At 43.2% G+C, this 16,724-nt stretch carries 18 protein-coding genes and 1 pseudogene; 11 read left to right on the top strand and 8 right to left on the bottom strand.

Annotated features, from left to right (window positions below):
* The first annotated feature begins 278 nt into the window (after positions 1 to 278).
* Positions 279 to 428 carry a hypothetical protein gene (locus Q9R36_RS18315; RefSeq protein ID WP_311225667.1) on the top strand — a complete coding sequence of 50 codons (150 nt, stop codon included), beginning with the start codon at positions 279 to 281 and terminating at the stop codon, positions 426 to 428.
* A 135-nt stretch (positions 429 to 563) separates the two neighbouring features.
* Here the strand turns inward: Q9R36_RS18315 and Q9R36_RS18310 are convergent, their stop codons facing one another.
* Positions 564 to 1,043: a DinB family protein gene (locus Q9R36_RS18310; RefSeq protein ID WP_311225666.1), complete on the bottom strand. Its 480-nt coding sequence runs from the start codon at positions 1,041 to 1,043 to the stop codon at positions 564 to 566.
* 144 nt (positions 1,044 to 1,187) lie between these two features.
* Here Q9R36_RS18310 and Q9R36_RS18305 point away from each other — a divergent pair, with 144 nt between their 5' ends.
* Genes Q9R36_RS18305 through Q9R36_RS18290 form a run of 4 tightly spaced genes read left to right on the top strand, consistent with a single transcriptional unit; the run spans position 1,188 to position 6,117 of the window.
* Positions 1,188 to 1,658: a GNAT family N-acetyltransferase gene (locus Q9R36_RS18305; RefSeq protein ID WP_224897661.1), complete on the top strand. Its 471-nt coding sequence runs from the start codon at positions 1,188 to 1,190 to the stop codon at positions 1,656 to 1,658.
* Positions 1,659 to 1,705: 47 nt separating this feature from the next.
* Positions 1,706 to 2,278 (top strand): GNAT family N-acetyltransferase, encoded by a 573-nt coding sequence (locus Q9R36_RS18300; protein ID WP_311225665.1) that lies wholly within the window; start codon positions 1,706 to 1,708, stop codon positions 2,276 to 2,278.
* Entirely contained in the window at positions 2,271 to 4,298 is a 2,028-nt protein-coding gene (locus Q9R36_RS18295; protein ID WP_311225664.1) for an aminotransferase class V-fold PLP-dependent enzyme, read from the top strand. The genes Q9R36_RS18300 and Q9R36_RS18295 overlap by 8 nt, the downstream gene beginning before the upstream one ends.
* Positions 4,285 to 6,117 carry an LTA synthase family protein gene (locus Q9R36_RS18290; protein ID WP_311225663.1) on the top strand — a complete coding sequence of 611 codons (1,833 nt, stop codon included), beginning with the start codon at positions 4,285 to 4,287 and terminating at the stop codon, positions 6,115 to 6,117. The genes Q9R36_RS18295 and Q9R36_RS18290 overlap by 14 nt, the downstream gene beginning before the upstream one ends.
* 17 nt (positions 6,118 to 6,134) lie before the next feature.
* Here Q9R36_RS18290 and Q9R36_RS18285 read toward each other — a convergent pair whose 3' ends face one another.
* Entirely contained in the window at positions 6,135 to 6,992 is an 858-nt protein-coding gene (locus Q9R36_RS18285) for a DUF2268 domain-containing putative Zn-dependent protease (protein WP_311225662.1), read from the bottom strand.
* Positions 6,993 to 7,115: 123 nt separating this feature from the next.
* Between Q9R36_RS18285 and Q9R36_RS18280 the strand changes: the two are divergent.
* Positions 7,116 to 7,612: pseudogene (locus Q9R36_RS18280) on the top strand (NUDIX hydrolase).
* A 268-nt stretch (positions 7,613 to 7,880) separates the two neighbouring features.
* Here the strand turns inward: Q9R36_RS18280 and Q9R36_RS18275 are convergent.
* Both Q9R36_RS18275 and Q9R36_RS18270 read right to left on the bottom strand, forming a co-directional pair.
* Positions 7,881 to 8,204 carry a hypothetical protein gene (locus tag Q9R36_RS18275; RefSeq protein ID WP_009793433.1) on the bottom strand — a complete coding sequence of 108 codons (324 nt, stop codon included), beginning with the start codon at positions 8,202 to 8,204 and terminating at the stop codon, positions 7,881 to 7,883.
* A 622-nt stretch (positions 8,205 to 8,826) separates the two neighbouring features.
* On the bottom strand, positions 8,827 to 9,942 hold the full coding sequence (locus Q9R36_RS18270; protein WP_224897649.1) for a serine hydrolase: 1,116 nt from the start codon (positions 9,940 to 9,942) through the stop codon (positions 8,827 to 8,829).
* 168 nt (positions 9,943 to 10,110) lie between these two features.
* Here Q9R36_RS18270 and Q9R36_RS18265 point away from each other — a divergent pair, with 168 nt between their 5' ends.
* The 3 genes from Q9R36_RS18265 (at position 10,111) to Q9R36_RS18255 (ending at position 13,053) form a co-directional block, all read left to right on the top strand.
* Entirely contained in the window at positions 10,111 to 11,733 is a 1,623-nt protein-coding gene (locus Q9R36_RS18265) for a lysylphosphatidylglycerol synthase domain-containing protein (RefSeq protein ID WP_311225661.1), read from the top strand.
* Positions 11,734 to 11,767: 34 nt separating this feature from the next.
* Entirely contained in the window at positions 11,768 to 12,202 is a 435-nt protein-coding gene (locus Q9R36_RS18260; RefSeq protein WP_224897645.1) for a cytidine deaminase, read from the top strand.
* A 197-nt stretch (positions 12,203 to 12,399) separates the two neighbouring features.
* Positions 12,400 to 13,053, top strand: coding sequence for a 2OG-Fe(II) oxygenase (locus tag Q9R36_RS18255; protein ID WP_224897643.1), 654 nt, complete (start codon positions 12,400 to 12,402; stop codon positions 13,051 to 13,053).
* 92 nt (positions 13,054 to 13,145) lie between these two features.
* Here the strand turns inward: Q9R36_RS18255 and Q9R36_RS18250 are convergent, their stop codons facing one another.
* The 4 genes from Q9R36_RS18250 to Q9R36_RS18235 form a co-directional block, all read right to left on the bottom strand.
* Positions 13,146 to 14,432, bottom strand: a complete 1,287-nt coding sequence (locus Q9R36_RS18250; RefSeq protein ID WP_224897641.1) for an FtsW/RodA/SpoVE family cell cycle protein — start codon at positions 14,430 to 14,432, stop codon at positions 13,146 to 13,148.
* Positions 14,433 to 14,436: 4 nt separating this feature from the next.
* Entirely contained in the window at positions 14,437 to 14,844 is a 408-nt protein-coding gene (locus Q9R36_RS18245) for a PadR family transcriptional regulator (protein WP_224897639.1), read from the bottom strand.
* Positions 14,844 to 15,380, bottom strand: coding sequence for a sigma-70 family RNA polymerase sigma factor (locus tag Q9R36_RS18240; protein ID WP_101548429.1), 537 nt, complete (start codon positions 15,378 to 15,380; stop codon positions 14,844 to 14,846). The genes Q9R36_RS18245 and Q9R36_RS18240 overlap by 1 nt, the downstream gene beginning before the upstream one ends.
* A 141-nt stretch (positions 15,381 to 15,521) precedes the next feature.
* The gene (locus Q9R36_RS18235; protein ID WP_224897637.1) at positions 15,522 to 15,707 is read right to left on the bottom strand and encodes a DUF4083 domain-containing protein; all 186 of its coding nucleotides are present in this window, start codon (positions 15,705 to 15,707) and stop codon (positions 15,522 to 15,524) included.
* A gap of 77 nt (positions 15,708 to 15,784) precedes the next feature.
* Here Q9R36_RS18235 and Q9R36_RS18230 point away from each other — a divergent pair, with 77 nt between their 5' ends.
* Positions 15,785 to 15,991 (top strand): hypothetical protein, encoded by a 207-nt coding sequence (locus tag Q9R36_RS18230; RefSeq protein ID WP_311225660.1) that lies wholly within the window; start codon positions 15,785 to 15,787, stop codon positions 15,989 to 15,991.
* A 63-nt stretch (positions 15,992 to 16,054) separates the two neighbouring features.
* A complete protein-coding gene (locus Q9R36_RS18225) occupies positions 16,055 to 16,474 on the top strand; it encodes a VOC family protein (protein ID WP_311225659.1) in 420 nt (139 codons plus the stop codon).
* The last annotated feature ends 250 nt before the right edge of the window (positions 16,475 to 16,724 follow it).

Here is a 16,724-nt window from a genome sequence, read left to right as displayed (position 1 = left end):
TATACGCCAGCAGGGCGGGTTATGTCCAGCAGAGAATGATAGTTAATCACTATAGGAAACAAATGAAGCTGGTAGTGACGCGGTGAGAATGCGGAGGCTGAATCAAGTCAGGATCTCAAATATAAGAAGAACATATTCTTTTAGAGGCCATACATAGATTGCCTATAATGATGCTGGCAATTGCCTTTTATTTCAATGAACCAAGTTTGGCATCCTGATTTTTTTCCGTGCATTATGGTCCTTTTTTTGACACATCCTAAGGTTGGGAGGTGATATACATGCACAAACAAGAAAAACAAGCAGGCGTGCCGGCGGAAAGAGGTCAAAACACCCTTTTGGACACAGTAGATCAAACCTTCAACAGTATGATTGAGGATGTCAGAAACATGATCAGTGAAAATGACGAGCGATCCAGCCGAGAAAGATAAACGCCTGCAGGGGCGTTTATTTGCTTTCAGACACAGAATTGATGAGGAACGATAAATATGAAAATATTTTTCTGAAAAAGAAACCCTTTCTCTTTTTAAAACGTAAAAAAGAGAGGTCATGGTTATTTGGCAGATTTAGTCTATGAAACTGGCAGTTTTCAAGTCCCTGCCTAATAAATTCGCACTCACCGGCGCAAGTCCCAGTTCCCGTGCCCATACAGATAGCTGGCCAATATGATGGATCTCATGTGCAATGATATGATGGAGGATTTCGTTTTTGCTAAAAATGTCATCATCCCATGGAACGGAAACGATAAAATCAGGCGCTTCTATCAGACCCTTGGCAAAATAGCTTCTGATATTCCTCCGGAAAGAGTCGGAGAGCTGCTTGGCCTCAGTCAGACTGCGATATTCTTCAAAATCAACGATGGTATCGCCCAGACCTTGGATAACACGGATCCAGCTGTACTCTACGTCCGATATGTGCAGCAGTGTATGAAGTATGCTCCCGGCTCCGCCCCTCCGTTTCTTATGCAGTTCATCCTCTTCCAGCTGCTCACACCATTGGAACCACTCATCCCTGACCTGCCAGTTATAGTTGAAAAAATGGATCATTTTTTTGCCTCCTTTTTATATAAGATTTTTAGAATGGAATTTATTTTAGCACAAAATTGCCAATATTCACTGTATTTTTTAAAATAAAGGAACAATACTGCCGGACGAAGAAGCAGTATTCAATGAAAATATGGAGGCTATAAAATGCAAATAAGGCTTGCAGAAAAAAAGGATATAGATCAGCTGATTAGAATGAGATGGGACTTTACGCTCGAAGATTATGAGGAGGGGAATTTTTCAGAAAAAGATTATCCGGAATTTCAGAAAGAATGCAGAACATTTCTGGAGGAAGCTGTTGGAGGAAGCCAATGGTATATCTGGATTGCGGAAGAACAGGGAAAAATAATATCACATATATACTTGGAAAGAATCCAAAAGGTGCCAAGACCTGGACGAATTACATATCCTTTCGCCTATATGACCAATGTCTATACTGTGCCAGGATACCGCGGAAAAGGAATTGGAAGCAGGCTGATCACGGCCATTAATGAGTGGATAGAAGAAAATCATTACGAATTCGTCATCGTCTGGCCGAGTGAGGAAGGGATCGAGTTTTATAGAAGGAACGGTTATAAACATTGCAGTGAGCCTATGGAATATTTTTCAAAAAATTAGGATGCTGGCACGGGTGTCTGCTTTTATGAGGGGAGGGAGGATTAGTCATGAATGTTAATAAGCAGAAATTTTATCTGAAAAAAATGGAAAACAAAGAAGGAAGCCTGGTCGAAGCTGCAAACCTCTATAACCTGGTCTGGAATAAAGAGGATGACTCTTTTTTTAATAGACTGAAACGGCATGGAAGCTATGGCGGCTTCCAGGGGTATATGGCTTTTGAGGGTGATTCCAGATTGGCAGGGTTCGCATATGGCTACAACTCACTGGAAGGTCAATACTACAGGGGACTGATTGAAAGGGAGCTTTCGGAAAAAGAGACACTAACCTGGCTGGAGGATTGTTTTGAACTGGTGGAGTTGGCCGTGCATCCGGACAGCAGAAAGCAGGGGATCGGCCGCCTTCTTGAACAAAACCTTCTGGAGAAAGTATCAAATAAGACAGCTATCCTTACTACACAATATGATAACTTTGCCGCCCGGCAATTGTATCGCTCACTTGGGTGGACAGCAGTAAAGGAATCCTTTTTTCCTGACCAGATGGGAACTGCCTACGTTATTATGGGGAAGAGACTCGCTCAAAACAGGTGCTCTTCAATTGCAGGAGGCAGTGAACATGACTGACATCTGCCTTGTACGCCATGGCCAGACTGACTGGAATGCTGAAGGCAAAATCCAGGGAAGGACTGATATTGAGTTAAACGAGATGGGTGTCCGACAGGCAGCAGCATGCAGGGATCGTCTCGCCAATGAAAATTGGGATATTATCATTTCAAGTCCCCTTTTAAGGGCCAGGCAGACTGCGGAAATCATCAACGGAAAGCTTAAGAAGCCTTTGGTGATCATGGATGAATTCATTGAAAGAAGTTTTGGAAGAGCCGAAGGTCTTACAGCTGATGAGCGGCACGCTCTTTTTCCAGACAGGGATTATCCGGAAATGGAAAGCAGAGAGGCCCAAAACACCCGGCTTAAGGAAGGGCTTGATAAAATCAGCCTGCATTATCATCATGTCTTACATAGGAGGTTAACTGTGGAAAGTTTAACGTATAAGCTTGCCAGTGAACAGAGCGAGTTTGAACAAATCCATCAGCTTAATTATCAAACATTTGTAGAGGAAATTCCGCAGCACAGCAAAAATGATGAAAATGAATTGATTGATAAATTTCATCAGGAAAATACATATATGATTGCCAAAAAGGGAGAGGAAGTCGTTGGCATGATTGCCATTCGTGCCAAAAGGCCTTTTTCTCTTGATTATAAGCTTGAGTCACTTGAAGACTGCCTCCCCGTAAAGGGAACAGCTTGCGAGGTACGTCTGTTATCAATCAAGAAAGCCTACAGAAGCAGCCGTGTCTTTTACCATTTGTGCGAAAGGCTTGTACAGTTCTGCTTAGAGAAGGGGTACACGATGGCCCTTATTTCCGGTACGGTCCGGCAGCTGAAGCTGTATCGGAGGATTGGCTTCATCCCTTTCGGCCCTTTGACAGGGGAAGAGGGTGCTCGATTCCAGCCAATGTATTTAACGAAAGAAAATTTTGAACGCTCGACAAAAGCTTTTATACGCCTGATGGCGAAAAAGACAGAGCCGATGAAGAGGATTTCTTTGCTTCCAGGCCCGGTTTCGATCCATCCGGAGGCTGAAAAGGCGTTCTCAGATCCCGCCATTTCCCACCGAAGCGAAGTGTTTAAAAGAGAACTTTATGAACTCCGCAGCAGTCTATGCCACATGACAGGGGCAGTCCATGCAGAAGTCGTAGTAGGTACAGGGACCCTTTCCAATGACGTTGTTGCTGCACAGCTTTCCTGCTTTCCGGGAAGAGGGCTGATTCTTGCCAATGGGGAATTTGGCTTCCGGCTGATAGACCATGCAAAAAGGCAGGGGCTATCATTTCAGTCTATAGAAAAAGAATGGAATGAGCCGATCGATTTAAATGAAATTGAACAGGCAATCAATGATAATCCTTCTATCAGCTGGATTTGGACTGTCCACTGTGAAACTTCGACAGGCTATTTATATGATATAGATTCACTCAAGGAGCTATGCAGACGCCGGGGGATTGAGCTATGTGTGGATGCCTGCAGCTCGGCAGGTGTTGTGCCAGTTGATCTGAAGGGAGTCTATCTTGCATCATCGGTCAGCGGCAAAGGATTCGGATCCTATCCTGGTCTGGCGATTGTTTTTCACAGGGAGAAAATACTTGGAGGCAGTCATATACCAAGATATTTGGACCTGAAAATGTTTCAGGACCATGAAAGCATCCCCTATACCCATTCTTCCAATCTCGTCAAGGCGCTTAACAAAGCTTGCAGTCTCACCGATTATGAAAAAACAGCAAGGATTGGAAAGCAGGCAAGGGAAAGGCTGAAGGCGAACGGGTGGAAAGTTCTTGGAGATGAGAGCTACTCTCCGGGCATCATTACAATACTCGTACCGGAAACTAAATCAAGCAGAAAAATAGGTGATTACTGCAAAAGTAAAGGGGTGCTGATCAGCTATGAAAGTGAATATCTGCTGAAAAGGAATTGGATTCAGGCAGCTTTCATGGGAAGCATAGGCGAACAAGAAGCGGCAGAGGCATTGAACATCCTTGAACAGGCTTTTGAAATACAGAACGAAAAACGGTATCAATATGAAACAGTTTAAGAACTTGACGCCGGTATGGATAGCCGTCCTCTTTATGTGGCTCAAAACAGCTGTCGTATCTTTCATCGGCTTTAATCTGCATGCTGCAAGCCTTCTTGAAGTAATGCTAATCACGACTTCACCCTTGGGGCTGCTGATGCTATTGACCGGGGGCGGCCTATTTTGGAAAAGGAAAGTGAAGCCTGCTGGAATATGGCTGATGATGCTGGTCTTGACTGGCATCCTTTATTCCGATCTTTTATATTACCGTTTTTATACCGATTTCGTCACGGTACCGATTCTTTTCCAATTCAAAAACGTCGGCGGCCTCGGACCGAGCACCCTGGAACTGATCAGTCCCTGGGATCTGCTGCTGTTCATTGATTTGCTATTATATTTTCTTTTAATCAGGAAAAAGAAGCTGACAAAAATGACAGTGACAGGAAAAACGGCATGGCAGTATGGTGCTGCCTGCATCGCCCTTTTCTTCATGACTGGAGTGATCGGGCTTGTAAATGCGCCGCATCTTTTCACAGAATCATATAACCGTCCGCAGCTTGTCAAAAATATAGGACTGTATCCGTATCATCTATATGATATTGGCGTAGCGGCATCATATCCCCTGCAAAAGGCATTTGCAGATGCCTCTGATGCCAAGGCTTCTGCTGAGTACGTAAACGGCAGGACAGAGGAGCCATCCGATTATTTCGGCGCTGCCGCAGGAATGAATGTTGTCCTAATCAGCATGGAATCGACTCAGGGCTTTGTCCTTAAACAAAAGGTTAAAGGTGAGGAAATCACTCCGTTTCTTAATTCGCTGGCAGAGGATAGCTTTTATTTCAATAATCTATATGACCAGACCGCCCAGGGTAAAACATCTGACTCTGAGTTCATGGTCGATAATGGATTGTATCCCTTGTCCAGCGGCTCGGCTTTTGTCCGGAAATTTGAGAATACGTACAAAAGTCTTCCGCATATTTTGAAAGATGAAAAAGGCTATAAGGCAGCGGTCCTCCATGGTAATGAGCCCTCTTTTTGGAACAGGGAAGACATGTATAAGGCGCTTGGCTATGACCGGTTCTTCTCTAAAGGTGATTATGAGGTGACAGAGGAAAATTCAGTGAACTACGGGATCAAGGATATCCCGTTCTTCCAGCAGTCAATTCCGCACTTAAAGAGCCTTGAAAAGCCGTATTACACCCGCTTCATAACATTAACGAACCACTTTCCATTCCTGCTCGAGGAAGAGGACCGGCTGATTCCTGAGGCTGAGACAAGCGAGATGGTGGTAAACCGCTATGTCACAACAGTGAGATACCAGGATGAAGCGATCAAGACCTTCTTCCAGGAAATGAAAGACAGTGGAGAATACGACAATACGATGTTTGTGCTGTACGGGGATCATTACGGCATTTCCGACAAATATGAACATGGTGTACTGGAGCTTTTAGAGCAGGAAGATTCGCTTGTCAACCGGATGAAGCTGCAAAAGATCCCGCTGATCATCCATATTCCAGGGCAGGAAGGAAAAATGATATCTACACTAGGCGGCGAAATCGATATTAGAGCAACGCTCCTTCATTTGCTCGGCATCAATCCTGAAGATCATTACAGCTTCAGCCGCAACCTTTTTTCCCGGAATCCCGATCAGCCAGTCATATTCCGGGATGGAAGCTTCATTGCAGAGGACTATCTTTATAAAAGCGGGAGCTGCTTGAAAGTAGACTCCGCGGAAGAAGCGGATATCAGCAAGTGTGAACCTTATCTGGAAAAAGCCAGAAAAGAGCTTGGCATGTCCGATGATGTTGTGAATGGTGATCTGCTGAGATTCTTGAAGTAGCCGCAAAGAAATCACTTTCAGATTGAAAGTGATTTTTTGCTTTCCAGCCAAATCTGCACTTGATCGAGGAAACCAGTGTTACACCAGGCAATGATCGCTCTTTCTTCACCTAGCCGTTCAATCTGGCTTTGGAAAAATAAATCTCCAATAAAGTAGCCTAACCTGCTATACCCGAATGTTTGACCGCCCCGGATGGAAAACCATTCCCTATATAGATCTTCAGGCTGATGCTTTTGGAAATCTTCGTAAAATTCCTTTTTGATCTCATTGGCATGGGACTTGGCAAAGGATAACCAGCCATCACTTTGATTATTGAAGCTGAAATAGACGGAAGAGGGAAGGCCTGGAGCGATTTTGCGTGAAAAATGGATGGCGGCGCCTTCCTGGTTAATCCAGATGAGGGGACTATCCCATGTAACGGTCCTCCACTTCATTCCAGCATGATCACTGAGGATATTTTGTGCAGCATGGCCGAATTCATGGGAAACGATGGCTCTTAAATGTTCTTTATCATCTGTCAGCTGCTCCAGAGCAAAGGTGATATTGGGGATGATTTGCCGCCAAGTATAGGCATTTGACCCGTAAAAGCCGGCAATCAGGCTGACTTCAATTGGAAACCCGACTCCATAAGCTTTTTTGAACCGAGTGGCTGTCTCCTGAATAATGGGAATTATGTTTTCCTGCACTCTTTGAATATGGCTTTTTTGAGACTGCAGCTGCTCAATGCTTCTAGGAAGGCGTTCTTCATGATTCCTGCAGTGATACTGAAAATACTGTGCAAAAATATCAGGATACTGTCGATGGTATTCCTTGAAAGAGTCAGCGGAAAGATGTTCTGTTTCGAGAAAAAAAGGAATTGTATTGGTGATTTTCATAACAAGGCCCTCCTGCTTTTTTTTCAATATAACATAAAGGGGATCTCTCCCGTGGGAGTATTTTACAATAAAAAAAAAGCTTTAAGAAACAAAAACCATGAATGGGGGCGCACTAATGGGCTTATAGAAGATTTAAGGAAGATTGTTGGCCACAGGCCGCTTATTCTGACAGGCTGTGTTGGGATATTGGTTAATAAGAGGGGACAGCTGCTGCTTCAGCAGAGTGTGTTTCCGGCAGGGTCATGGGGCCTGCCTGGCGGCTGATGGAACTTGGGGAGTCTGCAGAAGAAACATGCAGGCGGGAGATATGGGAAGAAACAGGCCTGACAGCCGGTTCTCTAAAGCTGATTAATGTTTATTCGGGAAAGAATTATTTTGTGACGGCCGAAAATGGAGATCAATTTTACGCAGTCACTATTGCATATTTTACTGAAGCGTTTAGTGGTGAGATGAAAATGGATCCGCAGGAATCGATGAATATTAAATTTTACCACCCAGATGAGTTTCCGGAGAAAATGGTGGGCAGCCACAAAGTAATCATAGAAGATTATCTATGTAATTTCCATAAAAAGGGGAAAATGCGCGAAAGAATAATGGCTGTATCTGACAGCAGCGATTAAGGAAACAGGATCAAAAAAGGCGTAAGAATCAGCAGCCTTGTAGCAAATTCAAACATAAATTCCAGCCCCCTTTAAAGGATTGTCCCTGCACCTGGCTCCTCCTTCGCCAAATGCCATGGCAGCCACGCATGCTGCCCCCGCTGATTTCTATATTAATAGGGAAATATTAAGCTGGTATTTATGTTTTGTTATAAATGGTTAAGAAGAGAGCAAAGAGCTTATGGATCCCAGAAAAAAAGGACTCTGCCAGTCCTTTTTTAGGCCTTCATTAGATGTCCTGTTCCTCCAGTTCTATCTCCATCCGGGTCTGTGGGAATCCATTGGCTACCCATTCTGCCCTTAAGGCTGAGTCATACTGGGTGAGTCCTTTTTCAGCATCCACTTTATCGGCATCCACACTTTCAATCTGATCAATCCTCTCACTGTTCCGCATGCTCGTGTCCTCTATGACGCCGTCTTTGATTGTGTATGAAAAGGTACTTGTATTTGTGGCAGATTCTTCACTGCGCTTCTTCATTGCCGCAATGGCCAGTGCAGCTCCGCCAGCAGATAGCAGGATTCCTGCAGCCATGTTCATTGTCGACTTTTTCATGGTTATTCCCTCCGATAATTCAAATTTTGTAGAGTAGTAATCTATTCATTTTATTCCCTTGTTTTATTACTTTAAAAAGTATTTTATTTACAATTTGATTAAATTTTTTTCGATTAGTGCTAGGCCGATTTAAAAAGTGCGCGGCAGCATCGGATTTTCAGCTGAAATAAAGATCCTCGAAATATTGTTTTTTTGATTCAGGGGGGAGGTAAGAAAATGGTTTCTCTGAAAGTAGTAAAAATTGGAAGGAAGGGAGGGAGCCGATACCGCTATTTCATTGAGAAACCAAAATAACGGTTCCAGCGCAGTGAGCTAGAGCCGCTATTTCACTGAAAAACCAAAATAATGGTTCCAGCGGAGAGAGCTAGGACCGCTATCTCTCTGAAAAACCAAAATAACGGTTCCAGCACAGAGAGCTAGAGCCGCTATTTCACTGAAAACCCAAAATAATGGTTCCAGCGGAGAGAGCTAGAGCCGCTATTTCACTGAAAAATCAAAATAGCGGTTCCAGCACAGAGAGCTAGGACAGCTATTACTCTGAAAAACCAAAATATTGGTTGCAGCGGAGAGAGCTAGAACCGTTATCTCAATAAAATTATAGCGGCCCCAGGAGAGTTTGTTGTTAATTTAAATTTTTTAGCTCCCGGCGTACTTTTTCCCTGAAATTTTCATCTTTCAGCAGCTTCAGCTGGAAGCTGTTCATATTACGTGTGAGTTTTGCCTGCTCTTTGGGACTTAGATTGTTTGAGAGAAAAGCAATTTCAGTCTGATTGTTATCTGTATCTGTCGCATACATGGCCATTGTTAGGACAAAAGCAGTTGAGCCGCCTTTCTGGCCTGCGTGCAAAAGCCATTCCTGATTGCGGGAGTCTTCCATCAGCTGTTCGAGAACAGGATCAAGATAAGTATGTATATCTTCTGCCAGGTAAGATTTGCTGTTCAGTTTCTCCATAAGAGAAGCATAATCTGCAGCCGTCGATCTTGGGAGCCTGTCAGACCAGACCTGCTGAAAGTCCATATCAAGCTTTTTAAGGAGCTGCGCTTTTTCTTCAGATGTTGGGGGATCGGACTGCCAGGAGCTGTGAATGTCAATTGCCATATCTCTGTATTCACGTAATGGCATTACCTTCAGTTTGGCCAGTGCTTCTTTTTTTGACAGATTATTTTCTTCCATTAATTTTATTGGAATGAATAAGGAACTGGCGAGCGGGTAAAGAGGTTCATGATTTTGTAAATTCAAGCTTTCCAGATTTGAGTTGATTTTGTGAAGTCCAAGCAATTCAATCAAATAATCTGTGTTCGCATTCGAGCTGTACGCGATCATGCCTTTCGCCACCTGCTGCAGTGAAGCACTATTAGCTTTTAATTCAGATAGCCATGCTTTATGGCCGCCGCCGTCTGTTTTGGGTACATAGTATCTTTCAAGCTCCTTCAGGCTGACTTGCTGTTCAGGGTTGATTTTTCCAGCGGCTGCTTGTTTCGCGTATTCTACTGCTACAATGAATTTCACGGTGCTTGCCAAAGGCAGAGCTTTGTCAGGATGAATTTTCGCTAATATTTCTTTATTATGGCTGATTAATAGTGAAACATCTTTTTTATCCTTATTCTCTTTAATGAATTTAATCAGGTAATCCGGTTCGTCTTTCTTTACATTCTTTATGTAGAGCCAGGCTCCTATAGCAATTACTATACAGGCGGCAAGGAATACGGCGCCGCCGATCCACAGAAATATTTTCAAAAAACTTCCCTCCTCTTATCATTTGTACGGAAAAAATAGGCAGAAGTTTCAAAAATAGGATTGTTTTATAGAAGGATATGTAAAAAAATAGGGTGAACCTATGATGAAGTTGCGATATGATGGAAATGTCCAGAAAATCTGACAAATTGATTAAAAGAGGCTTATCGTATGTTCAATAAGAAATTTGCAATCCAAGCGGCAAAGTATCTATTGCCGGTTATTCTCATTTTGTTCATTTACCATGAGGGGAAAAACGAGCTTAGAAGGATTGACCCCTCCAGTTTGCTGATAGATATAAAAAGTTTGTCGCCTGCACAGCTGCTGTCAATTTTCCTGATAGGGCTGATAGCGGTATCTGCACTGACAGCATATGATGCTATTCTTGCAAAAAAGCTGAACCTGGAGATCTCTTTGCCGGCTTTAGCCAAGATTTCATGGATATCCAACTCGATCAATAATGTAGTTGGCTTTGGCGGAGTGGCTGGTGCCAGCCTGCGCGCTTTTCTGCTCAAAGGCTATACAAAAAATCCGAAAAGCCTTCTCGGCGGCATTATTTGGCTGACTCCATTTATGCTGACAGGATTGTCTGTAATGTCTTTGATTTCAATAATTTCTTTCCACGGCAAAGGAGCCGTGCTGGAAGCTTATCCATGGCTGAATGCCGGCTTTTGGGGAATGGCTGCTTTTTTGCCAATCTATCTTATCTTCCTTTATGTCAGAAGAAATAATAATACGGCATGGGAAGGAAAATGGGCAGGGATGGCGGTTCTGGCTTCCGTGCTTGAATGGTTTTCAGCGGCTGCCTTTCTTTGGGGAATAGCTGTTGTTTTAGGCTTTAGCCTTCCTTTTAATCTGGTGCTAGCCATATTTGTCGCTGGTGCAGTCGCAGGTTCTTTGAGCCTTGTGCCAGGAGGGGCAGGCGCCTTTGATATCATTGTGATGATCGGCCTTCAGCAGGCCGGGCTTGAAGAAGGCAGTGTTCTGCTCGTATTGGTGTTTTACCGGATATTTTATTATATAGTTCCATTTATAATTGGACTGATATTGGCATCTACTGAAGTAGCCGTCCAGACGAAAGAACTGTTTATGGAATCCAGGGCAGGCCGGTTCATAAAAAAATACAATTTGATTTCAAATTACTTGGTGGCAAATCTTAGCTATTGGTCATTATCCGTACTGGTGTTCATTAGCGGGGTACTGCTGCTTATATCTGCCGGGGCTCCTGCAGGTTTGGAACAAATGCTGTTTGCAGAAAAACTTTTCTCTGAATCACTGCTGAACCTGTCATTTCAGCTATCCGTTACAGCTGGGATTTCTCTGCTTCTCTTATCAAGGAGCATTTATCTGAAAGTGAGAGCATCTTATATACTGACTTATATGGTACTTGTAAGCGGAGCTGTTTTTACCTTTTTTAAAGGAATCGATCTGGGCGAGGCTTTATTTCTCCTGGGGATGGCTGCACTGCTGCGGGGCTCCAAGAAACAATTTTCCCGGGACAGCTCTCCGTTTTCATGGAAGGCATTTTTTATTACCTGGTGCTTAACCTTGGGAACTGTTGCCTCTTATATTATGATAGGATTTTTTGACCATCCGTATGGGGGAATGGTGATTCCCGCTCCAGTCAGGGATTTACTTGTCAAAAAGCCCAGCGAGCTTTTTGTATCAGCTGTGATAGGCACTTGCCTTGCTGTGGCATTTAATAAAATGGGGTTTCGCTTTATGGCTGAAAAAGACACACATCCTTATATGTCAAAGACATTTTCAAAGAGACAGAGGAATTCGGCCTCATAATTAATAGCTTGGAGGAAATGGGGGAAAGAAGATAATGATTATGACAAAACCGCTAGTGAAGGAAGATTATGAGCTGATCCAGGCCGCTGAGGAAGTCATAAAGAAAAATTACCGTTATGGCCGCCATCATATAGGTTCTGCTGTCAGGACAACCACTGGGAAAACCTTTGCAGCTGTCCATGTTGAAGCGAATGTAGGAAGGATAACGGTTTGCGGGGAAGCGATAGCGATAGGCAAATCTATTTCTGAAGGAGAGCATGAATTCCAGACGATTGTAGCAGTCGCCCATCCTCATCCGCATGAAGACATGGAGGACTGCTGGGTGGTTGCTCCATGTGGAATGTGCCGGGAGTTGATCAGTGACTATGGAAAAGAAGCGGATGTTATTATTACTTATCAGGGAAAACTTGTTAAATGCAATGTGATGGAGCTGCTTCCTGAAAAGTATGGTATGCAGCATGCTGATTGAATTTTGAAGCATATATTATCGGCTTTCCAGCAATAAAATGATAGAAATTAATGCAGCATCAGTGTAAAATAAAGTTGAAATTCAGTAGATTTCAAGATGGGCTTCCAGTACGCCAGCATACTCAATATCAGCGGTTCCAGGTTTTGATTTATCAAATATTTCAGAAATTTAAAAATTGAATAAGAGGACGATGAAAGTTGAAAATAGATGCAAACGAAACTCATATAAAAGAACAGACTATTTTTGATCATATTGGTAATAAAATTAAAACGGAAGATAGAGAGATTCATATCATTGCCAAAATAGAGGAACCGCTGATTGTAATATTGGGGAATGTGCTGAGTGATGAGGAATGTGACGGATTGATCAGGATGTCCGAGGATAAGCTGAAGCGTTCAAAAATCGGAAACACCCGCACAGTGGACGATATCAGGACGAGCAGCAGCATGTTTTTTGAAGAAGGCGAAAATGAGCTGGTAGCAAGGATTGAAAGAAGGCTGTCGCAAATTATGAACATTCCTGTGGAACACGGTGAGGGGCTGCAGATGCTGAATTATCACATCGGGCAGGAATATAAGGCTCATTTTGACTTTTTCTCTTCCACCAGCAGAGCGGCAAGCAATCCAAGGATCAGCACGCTTGTTATGTATCTGAATGATGTCGAGGAAGGCGGGGAAACATATTTCCCTAAGCTGAATTTTTCAGTGAACCCTCAAAAAGGCTCGGCAGTTTATTTTGAATACTTCTATGATAATCAGGATTTAAATGATCTGACTCTCCATGGCGGGGCGCCTGTAATTAAAGGAAGCAAGTGGGCAGCCACCCAGTGGATGAGAAGGAAGAAGCTATAAAGCGGAATAAATCGATACTGTGAAAAATAAAAAGAATTGCACCAAACATATCATGAAAAAAAGACTTCCTTTTAAGAAGTCTTTTTTTATTATTATCTGTGGACTGCTGCAGTAAAATCCTTACGCCTATATACGCTGAGGGCGATGCCTATGACAAAAGCATTAAGGATTGAGGGTGTTAGTCCATAGCTTATGAACGGCAATGAAATAGAGATGATAGGGAGGACCCCTAATGTCATCCCGACATTATAAAGAAACTGGACAGAATAGAGGGCGATTGCCCCTGTGACAAGCTGTTTGCCGTAAGGGTCCTTAATCTTGCCGCCGACAGATATCATCCTGGCCAAAAGAAGGGCAAGAATGACAATTAACAGGCCAGCCATCAGCCATCCGTAAAAATAGGTGATATTAACAAAGGCATAATCGGAATGCAAATTTGGAATGGATGCTGTTTTTTCCGGATTGCCAAGCCAGCCGCCTTCAGCCAGCATTTCTCTTATCTTAATATACATAAATCCCGAAGTCTCTGAGTATTCACTTGGGTTAAGGAAAGCGAATAAGCGGACTTTTTGATACTCTTTGCTTGTAAACCACGCTAATATGCCCAATAAGACTAGGATGCCTCCGACAGATGATATGGTTGCGAGGATGGTTTTCCGTGTTACGGCGCTTCTGATAAACAATATCATGACAAGGAATCCGTACATCATGGCAATCGGGAAGCCCGGCAAAGATAAGAATAGAAATAAAGTAATACCAAATATAAGCCAGCCTATCCATAGATTTGGTTTTTCTTTTGAAAAAAAGCTTGCCCAGAAGAGGTAGAATAATGGCAGTATCGTCATACCGCCGAATGCTCCGATTCCAGGTATTATGAAATAGGGGACCCCGTTTATAATGGTTCTGATTGAAAATGGAGCTATAAGCAATAAAACCAGGTATAAAACCCCAATTGTAAGCAAGTGCCAGCTCCACTTTTGAAGTTTCCGGTAGTCAAAGAACATGACAGCTAGTGCAGTCAGTAAACCAAGGCCAATATAGAAGAGTTGCTTTGAAACAAATGCAACATCATAATCTTCATAATGGATATTAAATAATGGAAGCAGCCCCATCCCAAAAGCCGCTGCCAGCAGTCCGATCAGCATCCAATCCACCCTCGGCTTATGGATTTTATTCAGCTGCATCCCAAGCTCTGCGGGGCTGCCCATCTGCAGGACTGCCTTTTCTTCCGCCTCTGTTTCTTCAATTCCCTCTGACATCAGCTCTGTTTTGGTTTCCTGGAGATGGTGCTCCAGCTCTTTATGGATAAAAACCTTGGCTTCTTTGGATTTTATATGCTTTTTGACCTCCGAGAGGAAGCCTTCTTTCTCAGTTGCCATTACTTCAGCCCTCCCATAATTCCTGCAGGGCTGTACGCCTGCCGGCCAATTTTTTCTCTGACTGCTCCAGGAGCTTCCTGCCCCTGTCATTCAGCTGGTAGTATTTGCGTGACTCCTGCCAGCTGGACTGCAGATAATTTTTCCGCTCCAGCCGGTGGAGCAGGGCATAGAGGAAGCCTTCGTTTTCTTCAAAGTTAGAAACTCCCCTTGCGATGATGCTTCTGGTCAATTCGTAGCCTGTCTTTTCATGGACAAGCAGCTGCAGGACGGCAAGGATGACATCTTCATCAGTTTTTATCTGAAGATTTCTTGCTTTTGCCTTTACCTCTTCACGGGTTTTGCCGGTAAATGACAGGTCCTGGAAAACAGTATTTTCCATCGCTTTTTTCAATCTCTTCAGGCGCTCTTCCATCATAGCTCCTCCAGTCTTTCTTTTAATAGCTGCTTTGCCCGCTTCAGGCGTGTCTTGATTGTATTTTGGTTGATGCTGGTGACGGCCGCTATTTCCTTCATGCTCATTTCCTCGAAATAATGAAGGTAGATGACTTCGCGGTAATGGTCCGGCAGATCCATGACCGCTGAAGCAAGCTGTGAATCATCATCTTTTCTGATCACGGCTGCTTCGACCTCATCCTTCAGGCTGCCGCCTGACTTTGCCTGTTCTTCCGAAAGGATAATATGACGGTTGTGCCAGCTTCTGAGATAGTCTTTGCAGTGATTGACTGCAATCCGCCAAAGCCAGGTTTTCACCATCGATTTGCGGTTGTATTGATGGAGGTTTTTATAGCATTTAATAAAGATTTCCTGTGTCAGGTCTTCTGCTATATCCCTTTGCTTTACATATGTATAGGAAAGCTGGAGGATATCCTGGCCATATAGCTGCATGATCTGGTCGATGGCAGCTTCCCTGTCCATTGCCAATAATATTTCTGATAAAGTTTCTTCCACGGTCTTTTGCTCCCTTCCAACCATTAGACGGGGCACCCGCTGTTCAGGTTTGTGTTTTTATAAAAAAATGTTTCATTTCATTTTAGCTTTTGTAAGGTAAATAATAAAACCCCCCCGGATTATGGAGGGGCAAGACAGTTATTAATCTTTTTCCAGCTTTTTCAGCAATCTGATGATTTCATCAAGCTTGGCATGCAGCTCCTGATCTGAAGAATAGGAGGCCGCTGAACGGGACACCATCCTCCTTATAAACAGGGTAAAAGAGAATACACCCAGCAAAGTCAGCAAAACAATGACTATCATAATCATCCAATCTCCTATATACATACTATACCTCCAATGCTGTTCAATTCGATATAAGGGAAATTATGGTATAATACTATCAGTCAGCAGGAGGGATTGCAATGTTCAAACATATACAGCCATTTCAGATTATAATAGGCTATTTTATTTCTATTGTTTCTTTTTCACAGGCATACAGCAGCTATTCTGAAGGAAGGACTGCTTCGTTTTATCTGTTTCTAATCAGCGGGGTCCTGATCATCATCCTTTATACGGCAGCCTGGATATCAATTTCATCCAGAAAAAAGGCAAATAATGCAGCAGAATAAAAAGGAATCCTGCTTCCGGATGGAGAATCTATGTATATACTGAATTTTCCAGGAGGGGTTCTCATGAGCAAAAAGATTTGGAGAGTAGGTACTGCTTATATTCCGGTAAAGGATGTGCAGACATCTGCAGATTGGTATGCCGGGAAGCTTGGGGCAGAGCTGAATTATATTGATGAAGACAAAGCTATCCTTAATTTGGCAAACCAGAGCTTTTTTCTTGTTAAAGCAGCAGAATCGCAATCTGCCAATTTCACAGATGCTTCCGGAACGGAAAGATTTTCTCTGACGTTTGAAGTGGACGGTGTGGATGCCCTTGAAGCTGTTCACCAGGAGTTCAGTGAACAAGGAATCCATACAGGCGAGATCGAGGAGAGGGGTCACGCAGGCAAAAACTTTGTCTTTAGAGATCCGGACGGCAATCTGTTCGATGTATGGAGCGAGCTGAGTCCTTCATTTAAAGAGAAATTCATCGTATCGCAGTAAAAGGGCCTTTAGGTCCTTTTTTGTCTGATTAATTTTCGAATTGGAGCAGAAACTAGTAAATGAATTGCGATTAATACTGTGGGGAACGCGTACAGAGGAAAAAAACTATGTGTTAGGGAATTGGAGAAAGAGCTTGAACCACTATTTTAAGGAAAATCAAAAATAGTGGTTCCAGTGGGATGAGCTAGAACCACTATATCAAAGAAAATCAAAAATAGTGGTTCCAGTGGGATGAGCTAGAACCACTATA

Origin of the sequence: Bacillus sp. AG4(2022) (assembly GCF_031844465.1) — a bacterium.
In the GTDB taxonomy this organism is placed as follows: domain Bacteria; phylum Bacillota; class Bacilli; order Bacillales; family Cytobacillaceae; genus Bacillus_AB; species Bacillus_AB infantis.
This window is presented reverse-complemented; position numbering and strand designations above follow the sequence as displayed.

Coding starts and splice junctions, on each gene's coding strand:
- Q9R36_RS18315 (WP_311225667.1), top strand. CDS start 279: ATGCACAAACAAGAAAAACAAGCAGGCGTGCCGGCGGAAAGAGGTCAA.
- Q9R36_RS18310 (WP_311225666.1), bottom strand. CDS start 1,043: ATGATCCATTTTTTCAACTATAACTGGCAGGTCAGGGATGAGTGGTTC.
- Q9R36_RS18305 (WP_224897661.1), top strand. CDS start 1,188: ATGCAAATAAGGCTTGCAGAAAAAAAGGATATAGATCAGCTGATTAGA.
- Q9R36_RS18300 (WP_311225665.1), top strand. CDS start 1,706: ATGAATGTTAATAAGCAGAAATTTTATCTGAAAAAAATGGAAAACAAA.
- Q9R36_RS18295 (WP_311225664.1), top strand. CDS start 2,271: ATGACTGACATCTGCCTTGTACGCCATGGCCAGACTGACTGGAATGCT.
- Q9R36_RS18290 (WP_311225663.1), top strand. CDS start 4,285: ATGAAACAGTTTAAGAACTTGACGCCGGTATGGATAGCCGTCCTCTTT.
- Q9R36_RS18285 (WP_311225662.1), bottom strand. CDS start 6,992: ATGAAAATCACCAATACAATTCCTTTTTTTCTCGAAACAGAACATCTT.
- Q9R36_RS18275 (WP_009793433.1), bottom strand. CDS start 8,204: ATGAAAAAGTCGACAATGAACATGGCTGCAGGAATCCTGCTATCTGCT.
- Q9R36_RS18265 (WP_311225661.1), top strand. CDS start 10,111: ATGTTCAATAAGAAATTTGCAATCCAAGCGGCAAAGTATCTATTGCCG.
- Q9R36_RS18260 (WP_224897645.1), top strand. CDS start 11,768: ATGATTATGACAAAACCGCTAGTGAAGGAAGATTATGAGCTGATCCAG.
- Q9R36_RS18250 (WP_224897641.1), bottom strand. CDS start 14,432: ATGGCAACTGAGAAAGAAGGCTTCCTCTCGGAGGTCAAAAAGCATATA.
- Q9R36_RS18245 (WP_224897639.1), bottom strand. CDS start 14,844: ATGGAAGAGCGCCTGAAGAGATTGAAAAAAGCGATGGAAAATACTGTT.
- Q9R36_RS18235 (WP_224897637.1), bottom strand. CDS start 15,707: ATGTATATAGGAGATTGGATGATTATGATAGTCATTGTTTTGCTGACT.
- Q9R36_RS18230 (WP_311225660.1), top strand. CDS start 15,785: ATGTTCAAACATATACAGCCATTTCAGATTATAATAGGCTATTTTATT.
- Q9R36_RS18225 (WP_311225659.1), top strand. CDS start 16,055: ATGAGCAAAAAGATTTGGAGAGTAGGTACTGCTTATATTCCGGTAAAG.